The sequence below is a fragment of the bacterium genome, from assembly GCA_035307765.1.
Taxonomy (GTDB): Bacteria; Sysuimicrobiota; Sysuimicrobiia; order Sysuimicrobiales; family Segetimicrobiaceae; genus Segetimicrobium.
In genome coordinates, this window is record DATGHU010000037.1 from 23717 (window position 1) to 35559 (window position 11843).

At 71.0% G+C, this 11843-nt stretch carries 10 protein-coding genes, 1 rRNA gene and 1 pseudogene; 11 read left to right on the forward strand and 1 reads right to left on the reverse strand.

Going from position 1 to position 11843, the window contains the following annotated elements; genetic code table 11:
• The first annotated feature begins 2 nt into the window (after window positions 1-2).
• The 7 genes from purS to purH are packed head-to-tail and all read left to right on the forward strand — an operon-like array spanning window position 3 to window position 7952.
• Entirely contained in the window at window positions 3-254 is a 252-nt protein-coding gene (gene purS, locus VKV57_13090) for a phosphoribosylformylglycinamidine synthase subunit PurS (GenBank protein HLW60844.1), read from the forward strand.
• 11 nt (window positions 255-265) lie between these two features.
• Window positions 266-988, forward strand: coding sequence for a phosphoribosylformylglycinamidine synthase subunit PurQ (purQ, locus tag VKV57_13095; GenBank protein ID HLW60845.1), 723 nt, complete (start codon window positions 266-268; stop codon window positions 986-988).
• A 2-nt stretch (window positions 989-990) separates the two neighbouring features.
• On the forward strand, window positions 991-3216 hold the full coding sequence (purL, locus tag VKV57_13100) for a phosphoribosylformylglycinamidine synthase subunit PurL (protein HLW60846.1): 2226 nt from the start codon (window positions 991-993) through the stop codon (window positions 3214-3216).
• Entirely contained in the window at window positions 3213-4682 is a 1470-nt protein-coding gene (gene purF / locus VKV57_13105; protein HLW60847.1) for an amidophosphoribosyltransferase, read from the forward strand. Before purL ends, purF begins: the two co-directional genes overlap by 4 nt.
• A 9-nt stretch (window positions 4683-4691) precedes the next feature.
• Entirely contained in the window at window positions 4692-5747 is a 1056-nt protein-coding gene (gene purM, locus VKV57_13110) for a phosphoribosylformylglycinamidine cyclo-ligase (GenBank protein ID HLW60848.1), read from the forward strand.
• The gene (gene purN / locus VKV57_13115) at window positions 5740-6402 is read left to right on the forward strand and encodes a phosphoribosylglycinamide formyltransferase (protein HLW60849.1); all 663 of its coding nucleotides are present in this window, start codon (window positions 5740-5742) and stop codon (window positions 6400-6402) included. Before purM ends, purN begins: the two co-directional genes overlap by 8 nt.
• Window positions 6399-7952, forward strand: a complete 1554-nt coding sequence (gene purH, locus VKV57_13120; protein ID HLW60850.1) for a bifunctional phosphoribosylaminoimidazolecarboxamide formyltransferase/IMP cyclohydrolase — start codon at window positions 6399-6401, stop codon at window positions 7950-7952. Before purN ends, purH begins: the two co-directional genes overlap by 4 nt.
• A 156-nt stretch (window positions 7953-8108) precedes the next feature.
• Here the strand turns inward: purH and VKV57_13125 are convergent, their stop codons facing one another.
• Window positions 8109-8825 carry a DUF92 domain-containing protein gene (locus tag VKV57_13125; GenBank protein HLW60851.1) on the reverse strand — a complete coding sequence of 239 codons (717 nt, stop codon included), beginning with the start codon at window positions 8823-8825 and terminating at the stop codon, window positions 8109-8111.
• Window positions 8826-8996: 171 nt separating this feature from the next.
• Between VKV57_13125 and VKV57_13130 the strand changes: the two are divergent.
• The 4 genes and pseudogenes from VKV57_13130 to VKV57_13145 all read left to right on the forward strand — a co-directional run.
• Window positions 8997-9086: pseudogene (locus VKV57_13130) on the forward strand (Ada metal-binding domain-containing protein).
• Between the two features lie 55 nt (window positions 9087-9141).
• Window positions 9142-10416, forward strand: a complete 1275-nt coding sequence (gene alkA, locus VKV57_13135; GenBank protein HLW60852.1) for a DNA-3-methyladenine glycosylase 2 — start codon at window positions 9142-9144, stop codon at window positions 10414-10416.
• A complete protein-coding gene (locus VKV57_13140) occupies window positions 10400-10909 on the forward strand; it encodes a methylated-DNA--[protein]-cysteine S-methyltransferase (GenBank protein ID HLW60853.1) in 510 nt (169 codons plus the stop codon). The genes alkA and VKV57_13140 overlap by 17 nt, the downstream gene beginning before the upstream one ends.
• 514 nt (window positions 10910-11423) lie before the next feature.
• Window positions 11424-11843: ribosomal RNA gene (locus VKV57_13145) — 16S ribosomal RNA — on the forward strand; the annotation flags it as partial.

Genomic DNA, 11843 nt, shown 5'->3' on the forward strand with positions numbered 1-11843 from the left:
AGATGGGCACCGGACGGCCGAAAACGGTTCGCGTCGTGGTGACGCTCAAGCCCGGCGTCCTCGACGCCCCCGGGCAGGCGATCCGCCAGGGCCTCGACGCCCTGGGTCACGGGGGCGTCCGCGGCGTGCGCGCTGGGAAATACTTCGAGCTCGAGGTCACCGACGAGGGCCAGGTCGAGGAGCGGGTGCGGAAGATGTGCGAGGGCTTCCTCGCCAACACGTTGATCGAAGAATACCGCTACGACATCGTCTGAGGGAGGACCACGTGGACGTCGGGATCATCGTGTTCCCCGGAAGCAACTGTGACGCGGACACCTTCCACGCCGTGGGCGAGCTGCTCGGGCACCGGGCGCGCTACGTCTGGCACGAGGAACAGACCCTCGACGGGTTCGACGCCGTGATCCTCCCCGGCGGGTTCGCGCACGGGGACTACCTGCGGGCGGGAGCGATCGCCGCCACCTCGCCGGTGGTTCGGGCGCTGCGGACCTACGCCGGAGCGGGGGGAGTGATCCTGGGCATCTGCAACGGCTTCCAGGTGCTGCTCGAGGCCGGCCTGCTGCCCGGGGCGATGCGCCCCAACGCCTGCGGACAGTTTCGGTGCGAGTTCGTCCACGTCCGCGTCGAGCGGGCGGACACCCCCCTCACCTGCGCGATGACCCCCGGCCAGGTCCTCCGCCTGCCGATCGCGCACGCGGAGGGCAACTACTACGTCGACCCCCCGACGGCCGCGGTCCTGCGCCGCTACCGGCAGGTGGTCTTTCGGTACTGCGATCCCGCGGGGGCGGTGACGGCGGAGGCGAACCCCAACGGCTCCTGCGATTCGATCGCCGGGATCGTCAGCGAGCGCGGCACCGTGACCGCGTTGATGCCCCACCCGGAACGGGCGAGCGAGGGCCTGCTGGGGAGCGACGACGGCCGGCTGGTCTTCGATTCGCTCGACCGCTGGGTCGCCGCCCGGCGGGGGACGATCGGCGCGGGGGCGCGGTGACCATGGCCGTCGAGCAGACGACGCGATCCGTCGATCCTTTCGCCGCCGCCGGGCTCACCGCCGCCGAGTTCGAAGAGATCTGCCGCCGACTCGCCCGGTCGCCGAATCAGGTCGAGCTGGCGATGTTCGGCGTGATGTGGAGCGAGCACTGCGCCTACAAGCACTCCAAGCTCGCCCTGAAACGCCTGCCCACGACCGGCGGTCAGGTGCTCCGCGGCCCGGGCGAGAACGCCGGCGCGGTGCTGGTGGGGGATGGCTGGGCGGCGGTCTTCAAGATGGAGAGCCATAACCACCCCAGCGCGGTGGCCCCCTTCCACGGGGCGGCGACGGGGGTGGGGGGGATCATCCGCGACATCCTGGCGATGGGCGCTCGCCCCATCGCGCTGCTGGACTCGCTTCGCTTCGGCCCCCCCGAGGCGCCGGGGGTGCGCCCGATCCTGGACGGCGTGGTGGCGGGGATCGCGGCGTACGGGAACAGCATCGGGGTGCCCACGGTCGGCGGGGAGCTCTCCTTCGCCCCGTGCTATCGGTCCAACCCGCTCGTCAACGTGGCCTGCCTCGGGATCGCCCGCGCCGATCGGCTGGCCACCGCGCGCGCGGCCGGGCCGGGGAACCCCGTCGTCTATCTCGGGGCGCGCACCGGCCGCGATGGGATCCACGGCGCGTCCTTCGCCTCCGCGGAGCTGGGCGGAGATCCCCGCGACCGGTCGGCCGTGCAGATGGGGGATCCGTTCACCGGAAAGCTCCTCATCGAGGCGAGCCTGGATGCGCTGGCCACCGGCGCGGTGGTGGCGATCCAGGACATGGGCGCGGCGGGGCTGACCTGCGCGGTGTCCGAGATGTCCTCGCGCGGCGGGGTGGGGATGGAGATCGATCTCAGCCTGGTGCCCCGGCGCGAGGAGGGGATGACGCCCGAGGAGGTGCTGCTCAGCGAGTCGCAGGAGCGGATGCTGCTGGTCGTCCAGGACGGGCGCGAGGACGAGGTGCTCCGGATCGGACGGCGGTGGGGGCTCCAGGCCGTGGTAATCGGCCGGGTGATCGGCGCGTCCCGGGTTCTTCTTCGCGAGGGCGATGCGGCCGTCGCCTCGCTGGATCCGCGCATCCTCACCGAGGCGCCGGTCTACGCCCCGCCGTCCCGGGAGCCGGCGTATCTGGCGGAGGTCCGCCGTGTCGATCCGTCGACGTTTCCCGTGGCGCCTCCCCACCCGACGCTCCTGGCGCTGCTCGCCGCTCCCAACGTCGCGGACACCCGCTGGGTGTTCCGGCAGTACGACCACATGGTGCAGACCAATACGGTGGTGCCGCCGGGGGCGGACGCGGCCGTGCTGCGCCTCAAGGACGCCTGCCCGCGCGGGCTCGCCCTCACCGCGGACGGCAACGGCCGGTACGGGCATCTCGACCCCCACCTCGGCGGCATGCTGGCCGTGCTCGAGGCCGCCCAGAACGTCGCCTGCGTCGGCGGGACGCCGGCGGCGGTGACCGACTGTCTCAACTTCGCCAATCCCGAGCGGCCGGAGGTGGTGTGGATGTTTCGCGAAGCGGTCGAGGGGATCGCCGGGGCGTGTGAGGCGCTGGGGATCCCGGTCGTGGGCGGGAACGTCAGCTTCTACAACGAGGCAGACGGCGCCATCTTCCCCACCCCGATCATCGCGATGGTGGGCCTGCTCGAGGACGTCCGGCGCCACGCCACCCCGGGGTGGAAGCGCGAGGGGGACCTGATCGTGCTGCTGGGCGACGGCATCCCACAGCTGGAAGGGAGCGAGTACCTGGCCACGGTTCATGGGGTGGAGGCGGGACGGCTGCGACACCCCGACCTCCCCGGGGTGGCGCGCCTGATCCAGTGCACGCGCGAGGCGGTGGCGCGCGGGCTCGTCTCCTCCGCGCACGATTGCGCGGGGGGAGGGATGGCGGTGGCGCTGGCGGAGTGCTGCATCGCCGGCGGCCTCGGCGCGGCGGTCGCGCTGCCGGTCGAGCGCGGCCAGCGGTCGGACGTGGCGCTGTTCGGCGAAGGCGTCGGTCGGATCCTCGTGTCGACCCAACCGTCGCATCTCACGGACCTCGTGCACCTGGCGGGGCGACTGGCGGTGTTCGTTCGGGTGCTGGGCTCCGTCGGCGGCGCGCGCCTGATCATCGGCGCCGACGGCGATCCCGCCCGGGGCCCGTGGATCGATGCGGGTGTCGAGGGGCTGGCCCGCGCCTGGCGGGGCAGGGAAGGGGGGGCGCGATGAGGCGCTCGACCCGCGGCCCCCGCTCCGACCGATCCGCTCCCGCTCCGCTCGGTCCGGGCGGGGACAAGCTGCGCGAGGAGTGCGGGGTCTTCGGCATCCGCACCGAGGGTGCCGGTGCCGCGCCCTTCGTGCACCTCGGGCTGTACGCGCTTCAGCACCGGGGGCAGGAGAGCGCCGGCATCGCCACGCACGACGGCGCGCGCACGCACCTCGTCAAGCACATGGGGCTCGTCGCCCAGGTCTTTACCCCCGAACGCCTGGCGACGCTGCTCGGGCCCACCGGGATCGGGCACGTGCGCTATTCGACGATGGGCTCGGCCTCGCTGGAGAACGCCCAGCCGTTCCTGGAGCAGAGCCCGTGGGGGGTGCTCGCGCTCGCCCACAACGGCAACCTGGTCAACGCCCCGCTGATCCGACAGGATCTCGAGGCCGCCGGGCACTGCTTCCGCGCCACCTCCGACACGGAGGTGATCACGAAGCTGATCGCCACGTCCCGCGCCGAGACGCTGGAGGAGGCGATCGCGGGCTGCATGCGCCGGATCAGCGGCGCCTACACGGTCGTGGGGATGGTGGGGGACGTGCTCGTCGCGTTCCGCGACGCGAACGGCATCCGCCCGCTCGCGCTGGGGCGGCTCGGCGGCGCCGCGGTGTTCGCGTCGGAGAGCTGCGCGTTCGATCAGATCGGCGGCGAGTACGTGCGCGAGGTCGGGCCGGGAGAGCTGGTGGTCGCGGACGCCGCGGGCGTCCGGTCGATCCAGGTGCTGCCGGTCGCCCGCCGGGCGTCCTGCGTCTTCGAATACATCTATTTCGCGCGCCCGGACACGGTGCTGGAGCACCAGAACGTCCACCAGGTCCGCCGGCGGATGGGGCGCCTGCTGGCGCGCGAGTATCCGGTCGAAGCCGACGCGGTGATCGCGGTCCCCGACTCCGGGACCTCCGCGGCGATGGGGTACGCCGATGCGAGCGGCATCCCGTGCGAGGTGGGGTTGATCAAGAACCGGTACGTCGGGCGGACCTTCATCCAGCCCGATCAGGTATCGCGCGATTTCGGGGTGCGGGTCAAGCTCAACCCCATCCGCGACGTCATCGCCGGACAGCGCATCGTGCTGGTCGACGACTCGATCGTCCGGGGCACGACCAGCCGGCAGATCGTCCGCATGCTGCGGCACACCGGCGCCCGAGAGGTCCACGTGCGCATCTCCTCGCCCCCGATCCTCAACGCCTGCTATTACGGGATCGATACGAGCAGCCGCGGGGAGCTGGTCGCCTCCCGGTTGTCGGTGGAGGAGATCCGGACCTCGATCGAGGCCGACAGCCTCGGGTACCTGAGCCTCGCCGGGCTCGTCGAGGCGCTGGCGCTGCCGGAGCGGGCGTTGTGCCTCGCGTGTCTGAACGGCCGGTACCCCACCGAAACCCCCACCGAGGCCATGGCCGGCCGCTATGCGCTTGAGGCGAGGCGGACGTAGAGCGGGCGCATGCGCCGTCCGCGCGCGTCTCCGCTGACCTACCGCCGGGCCGGGGTGGATCGCGACGCCAAAGACGCGATCCTGGCGGAGGCCATCTCCCGGATCCGGTCGACCCACGGGAGTGAGACGCTGGGGGTGGGCGATACGTTCGGCGGGCTCTTCCGCCTGAGCGGGTACCGGTACCCGGTGCTGGTCAGCTCGATCGACGGGGTCGGGACGAAAGTCCGGGTGGCCGAGGTCATCAACCGCTGGCAGGTCGTGGGGGGCGACATCGTCGCGCACGGCGCGAACGACGTCCTGTGCCAGGGGGCGACACCGCTCTTCATGCTCGACTACATCGCCGCCGCATCGCTCCGCCCGGGGGTCGTGACCGCGATCATCGACGGGATGGCGCAGGCCTGCCGCGAGCAGGGGATCGCCCTGATCGGCGGCGAGACCGCGGAGATGCCCGGCGTCTACGCGCCGGGAGGGAGCGATGTCGTCGGGTGCACGGTGGGCGTCGTGGAGCGCGACCGGATGATCACGGGCGATGCGATCCGGCCGGGGGACGCGATCGTCGGGCTGGCGAGCAACGGGCTGCACACCAACGGGTACTCGCTGGCGCGGGCCGCGCTGCTCCCAACGGGCCGCGCCGCCGCCCGTCGGGCGCTCGACCGGCGGCCGGGGGGGCTTGCGGAATCGCTTGCCGACGCGCTGCTCCGGCCTCACCGACCGTACGCGCGGGCGGTGCTGGCGCTGCGTGAGCGGACCGAGATCCACGGGATCGCGCACATCACCGGCGGCGGCCTCGCGGGCAACCTCGTCCGGATTCTGCCGCAGGGGTGCCGGGCGACGATCGTCCGCGGCCGCTGGTCCGTGCCGCCGATCTTCCCGCTCATCCAGCGGCGGGGCCGTGTCGACGATGCCGAGATGTTCCGCACCTTCAATATGGGGTTGGGCATGCTCCTGGTCGTCCCCGGGGCGATGGGGGATGCGGCGGCGGCACACCTCGACCGTCTGGGGGAGCGGGCGTCGGTCGTGGGCGGCATCGCCGCGGGGCCGCGGGGGGTCGCGATCGGTGGCTGAGCCGCTCCGGGTGGGGGTCCTCGCCTCGGGCTCGGGCTCGAACCTGCAGGCGATCATCGATGCGTGCCGGGACGGTGCGGTCCCCGCCCGGGTCGTGGTGGCGATCAGCAACGTGCCGTCGGCGTTCGCGCTGGAGCGGGCCCGCCGGTGCGGCATCCCGGCGTACGCCGTCGATCACACCGGTTACCCCTCCATCGATCGGTTTGAGTCGGCCGTGCGGGAGATCCTCGAGGCTCATCGGGTCGGATTGGTCTGCCTCGCCGGATTCCTGCGCATCCTTTCGCCCCGCTTCGTGGGGGCGTTCGCCGGCCGCATTGTGAACATCCACCCGGCCCTGCTGCCGGCGTTTGGGGGGAAGGGGATGTACGGGGAGCGGGTCCACCGGGCGGTCCTCGCCTCCGGCGCGCGGGTGAGCGGGTGCACGGTGCATTTCGTGACCGCGGTGCCGGATGGGGGCCCGATCGTCGCGCAGGCCACCGTTCCCGTCGAGGAGGGGGACACGCCGGCGACGCTCGCGGCCCGGGTCGCCGGCGCGGAGCACCGATTGTACCCGGATGCCGTGCGGCTGTTTGCCGAGGGCCGGCTCCGGCTGGATGGCGACCGCGTGCGGGTCGGGCCTCCCACCGGACCCGGGCTGGTCCCGGAGGGACGATGAAGATCGCGCGAGCACTGCTCAGTGTCTGGGACAAGACGGGGGTCGTCGAGTTTGCGCGCGGGCTAACCGGCTTCGGCGTCGAGATCCTCTCCACCGGGGGCACGGCGACGGCGCTGCGCGGCGCCGGCGTCCCCGTGGTCGATCTGAGCGAGGTGACCGGATCGCCGGAGATTCTGGGGGGACGGGTGAAGACGCTTCACCCGGCGGTGCACGGCGGGCTGCTGGCCGTTCGGGATGATCCCGCGCACATGGCGGAGTTGGACCGCCACGGGATCCGGCCGATCGACCTCGTGGCGGTGACGCTGTACCCGTTCGAGGCGGCGGTGGCGGGGGGGGCGGGTCTTGCGGCGGCGATCGAGCAGATCGACATCGGCGGCGTGACCCTCCTCCGAGCGGCGGCGAAGAACTTCGCCGGGGTGGTCGCCCTGAGCCGCCCCGCGCAGTACGCCGAGGTGCTGGCCGAACTCCGCGAGACGCGGACCGTGGGGCCCGAGACCCGTCTGCGGTTCGCCCGTGAGGCGTTCGCCCGAACGAGCGGATACGACGCGGCAATCGCCCGCTACCTGGGAGGGGAACCGTTTCCCGCGCAACTGCTCCTCGACTTCGAAAAGGTCCAGGACCTGCGCTACGGGGAAAACCCGCATCAGCGCGGTGCGTTTTACCGGGAGCCGGGATCGGTCGGCCCGTCGGTGGCGGCGGCGGTCCAGCTGTCCGGGAAGGCCCTTTCCTACAACAACATCTACGACCTCGACACCGCCCTCGAGATCGTGCGGGAGTTTGGCGACCCGGCGGCGGTGATCGTGAAGCACGCGATCCCCTGCGGGGTCGGCACCGGGGAGACGGTGCACGAGGCCTACCTGCGCGCGCGGGAGGGAGACCCAGTGTCCGCGTTCGGGGGCATCGTCGCCGTCAACCGCCCCGTCGATCGGGCGACCGCCGAGGCGCTGGCTGAAACGTTCTTGGAAGCGGTGATCGCTCCGGGGTTCGCGGAGGACGGCCGCGCCGTTCTCGCCGCGAAGAAAAACCTGCGGCTGATGGATACCGGGCCGTTCGTCCCGCGGCCGCCGGCTTCGGGCGGAGGGGGCGAGGCGTTTCCGATGGATCTCCGCCGCGTCCGGGGCGGCCTCCTCGTGCAGGAGCGGGACAGCGTGGACCTGATTGAAGAGACCCTCCGGGTCGTCACCTCCCGGGCGCCGACGGCGCGCGAGTGGATCGACCTCCGGTTTGCCTGGACGGTCTGCCGGTACGTGCGCTCGAACGCGATCGTCCTGGCGCGCGACCGCCAGGTGGTCGGCATCGGGGCCGGGCAGGTGAACCGCGTGGAGCCCGTCCGCTTGGCGGCGCGCCAGGCCGGCCCGCGGGCCCGCGGCGCCGCCATGGCCTCGGAGGCGTTCTTCCCGTTCCCGGACGCGGTGGAGGAAGCGATCAAAGCCGGGGTCACCGCCGTGATTCACCCGGGGGGATCGATACGGGACGCCGCGGTCGTCGCCGCCGCCGAGGCGGCCGGGATGGCGATGGTCACCACGGGCGTCCGACACTTCCGGCATTGATCGCGGGCAGCGCGACCCGGCTAAAGGGGGGCCCCCGGGCTGTTTGACTTTCCTATAAATAAGGGTATAATAGCAAGTAGCAGAAGCTGACCAGGCGAGTCCAATGGGGCAATGCTGCCGATTCTCGAAAGAGGTCGGCTTTGATATTTTCCAGGCCTAATGCATCAGGACCACCACCACCCCCGCCCCCCACGCGGTGGCCAGCAGATTCACCGCTGAGTTGTCCACCCAGCGGCACCGACCCTCGATCGTGGCCCCCAAGAGGCTGTCCAGCATCGCACCGGAGAATCCCGCTACCAGGGTCGGCAGCCCGCCGCCGCGGCCCGGGCCGGCGGGGGCGAGGATCGCCGCGGCGGCGCAGATCAGTAGGGCGCCGGCCAAGGCGCCCGCGGTTCCGACCGGGGTAATGCCGCCCGACACCCCGTGGGGGACGGGACGACCCGTCGTGATCAGGTGCGGCTTGGTGCGGCTCCAGCGGCCGACTTCCGTCGCCCATGTGTCCGCGGCGGCCGCGGCGATCGCCCCGGCCGCCGCGCTGAACGCCAGCGGCCAACCCCACAGCGCGTGGACCCCGGCGGCGAGCGTCGCGACGCCGCCGTTGGCGATGACCTGATCCCACCGCCGGCCGTTGAGATCGGACGACGGCCGCGCGACTCCGATCCCCTTCGGTTCCCAGCGGGTGAGGAGCGAAGACGTCGCGGAGAAGATTCCCACCAGGACCAGCCACCGCCATCCCCCGCCGACGAAGAGCACCGTCCCCACCACGAGGGTCGCCCATGCCCCCGATGAGGTCAGCACCTTGAAGCGGGCGGCGGGGAGTGCGGCGGCGGCGCTCAGGGCCAGTCCAATGGCGATGGTGAGGGTCGTGGGCATCGGTGTCGTGGTTCGGGACCGAGGGCGGAGCTCCTTGGCCGCGGGGCTGCGGATCGACGGTGTGGGGGCCGTCCCGTCTTGATGATCATGTCCGAAAACGGCGAGCCCGTCGACCGATGCGTGGACTATAATGGGGTCGTGTTCCTCGAACCCGACACCTGCTACCGAGCGATGGCGACACGCGATGCCCGATTCGACGGGTGTGTTTTCGTCGCGGTATCTTCCACGGGCATCTATTGCCGACCGGTCTGCCCGGCCAAAATGCCAAAGCGCGAACACTGCACGTTCTTTTCGACCGCGGCCGCCGCGGAGGGCCATGGGATACCGGCCGTGTCTGCGGTGCCGGCCCGAACTGGCGCCGGGCCACGCCAGCGTCGACGCCGGCCATCGCCTTGCCCGCTCCGCGGCGAACCTCATTGCGGACGGCGCGGCGAACGGCATCGGCGTCGGCGGCGTGGCGAGGAGTCTGGGGGTGACCGCCCGCCATCTGCGCAGAGTGTTTCAGGGTGAATTCGGCGTGTCGCCGATCAGGTTCGCCCAAACCCAGCGGCTGTTGCTGGCGAAGCGGCTGCTGACGGACACGGCCCTCCCGGTGACCGAGGTCGCATTCGCCGCCGGGTTCAACAGCCTGCGGCGCTTCGACGGACTGTTCAAGGAGCGCTACCGCCTGAACCCGCAGCGCATCCGGAAGCCGCCCCGGGGTAACGCCCCGCCGGACGCGCTGACGTTCGAGTTGAGCTACCGGCCGCCCTATGATTGGCACGCGCTGCTGACATTTCTCGCCGCGCGGAGCGTCAGCGGCGTGGAGCGAGTCGAGGGATCCCGGTACCGCCGCATCGTCAGCATCGTGCAGAGCGGGCGGGCGCATACGGGATGGATCGAGATCGCGCCGCATCCCCGCAGGAGCGTCATGCGGGTGATGGCGTCCGCATCGATGGGGAAGGTGATTCCTGCTCTGCTGTCGCGGGTGACGCACCTGTTGGATCTGTCGTGCAACCCGACGCCGATCGCCGAGGCGCTCGGCCGACTGGCGGCGGCGAAACCGGGCCTGCGCGTTCCGGGGGCGTTTGACGGATTTGAACTCGCCGTCCGTGCGGTGCTGGGTCAGCAGGTCAGCGTCGCGGCCGCGCGCACGCTGGCCGGACGGGTGGCCGCGGCCTACGGCAGCCGCGCGGCGTCGCCGTTTGAGACGCTGTCCACGGCGTTCCCGCAGGCGGAGCAACTGGCGAGTGTGCGGGTGGCAGAGCTTGTCCGCTTGGGCATCCTGCGGTCGCGCGCACGGACGGTCCGTGAGCTGGCGAAGCTGGTCGCCGATGGGTCGATCGCCTTGACCCCGGAAACCGCGGTGGCGGAGACGATCGAGAAGCTGCGGGCGATTGCCGGCATCGGCGGGTGGACGGCGCAGTACATCGCGATGCGCGCCCTGGCGTGGCCGGACGCATTTCCGCACACGGACCTGGGTGTCATGCGCGCGCTCGGAGAGCGGAACCCGAAACGGGTGCTGGCGGCCGCCGAAGCGTGGCGGCCGTGGCGGGCGTACGCGGTGATGCACCTGTGGATGGCGGAGGGTAGCGGTGGAACTCTTCGTTGATCGAATGTCGTCGCCGATCGGTTCGCTTCTGTTGGTGTGGCAGCCCGATGCCCTGTGCGCCTTGAGCTTCTACGATCGCGAGGAGCGTCTGCGCCGACGACTGCGCGTTCACGACGGCCTGCTTCGATTGAAGACCGAGCGCGCGCCGGACGCCATTCGCGTCCCCATCGAAGCTTATTTTCGCGGGGAGATCACGGCGATCGATCGGGTCCCGGTGCACGCGGACGGGACCCCGTTTCAGCGCCGGGTATGGGCGGCGCTGCGCGAGATCCCGGCCGGCAGCACGACGACGTACGGCGCGCTGGCCACCCGCATCGGACGGTGCGGAGCGAGTCGCGCCGTTGGGTTGGCCAACGGCTCGAACCCGGTGGCGATCGTCGTCCCGTGTCACCGCGTGATTGGCGCGGACGGCACGCTGACCGGATACGGCGGCGGGATCGATCGCAAGCGGTGGCTGCTGGAGCACGAGCGCGGTGGCGTGCTGGGGATTTGACGCGGAGACGTTCGGCCGGGGCGGTCGCGACGTGCGCGGTGCCTCGTGGGGCTCAACCGAAGAACCGCGGGTGAATTTGGCCCAGACGCCGCGCTTCTCTGCGGGCCGTCGGGGTCGATGCCATGAGCCCTGGTATCAGTCTCCGCGCCGGCGCGCCGCCTATTGACAACCCCACCCGGGGGCGATACATTTAGGTTCGACGGTCCTCGCGGCACCTTCACAACAGGCGTCGAGCCACCACACGGTCTAGGTCCTCCAGGCATCCTCCTCATCGCCGCAGCGGTTTTCAGTCTCACGTCCCTCGTGGCGGTTTCGTGACGGGGGCGTTCCTTGACAAAGGTGACGCGAGGTTGGTATAACTAGATGTCGTGGTCGGGGGGCCAGCCCTCAGGCTGGTTTGCCGACCGCGCCGATTCTCCAGCACCTTGAAAACTGCATAGTGGCAAGGGGAACGCGACAGAAGTTTCCACGTGATTGGGGACCGGAGGGGGAAACCCCTTCGGGCCTGACAATTCCGATGGAGAGTTTGATCCTGGCTCAGGACGAACGCTGGCGGCGTGCCTCAAACATGCAAGTCGAGCGTGGATACGTCGCCTCGCAAGAGGTGACGTGTTCTAGCGGCGAACGGGTGCGTAACACGTGGGGAACCAACCCTCCAGACGGGGACAACCTCGGGAAACCGGGGCTAATACCGGATGCGTTCGCCGGGTCGCATGGCCCGGCGAGGAAAGGATCGCAAGATCGCTGGAGGACGGCCCCGCGGCCTATCAGCTAGTTGGTGAGGTAACGGCCCACCAAGGCGATGACGGGTAGCTGGCCTGAGAGGGTGGTCAGCCACACTGGAACTGAGACACGGTCCAGACTCCTACGGGAGGCAGCAGTTGGGAATCTTGGGCAATGGGCGCAAGCCTGACCCAGCGACGCCGCGTGGGGG

Excerpts from the sequence above, each read along its gene's own strand:
- purS (HLW60844.1), top strand. The coding sequence starts at position 3 with ATGGGCACCGGACGGCCGAAAACGGTTCGCGTCGTGGTGACGCTCAAG.
- purL (HLW60846.1), top strand. The coding sequence starts at position 991 with ATGGCCGTCGAGCAGACGACGCGATCCGTCGATCCTTTCGCCGCCGCC.
- purF (HLW60847.1), top strand. The coding sequence starts at position 3,213 with ATGAGGCGCTCGACCCGCGGCCCCCGCTCCGACCGATCCGCTCCCGCT.
- purM (HLW60848.1), top strand. The coding sequence starts at position 4,692 with ATGCGCCGTCCGCGCGCGTCTCCGCTGACCTACCGCCGGGCCGGGGTG.
- purH (HLW60850.1), top strand. The coding sequence starts at position 6,399 with ATGAAGATCGCGCGAGCACTGCTCAGTGTCTGGGACAAGACGGGGGTC.
- VKV57_13125 (HLW60851.1), bottom strand. The coding sequence starts at position 8,825 with ATGCCCACGACCCTCACCATCGCCATTGGACTGGCCCTGAGCGCCGCC.
- alkA (HLW60852.1), top strand. The coding sequence starts at position 9,142 with ATGGGATACCGGCCGTGTCTGCGGTGCCGGCCCGAACTGGCGCCGGGC.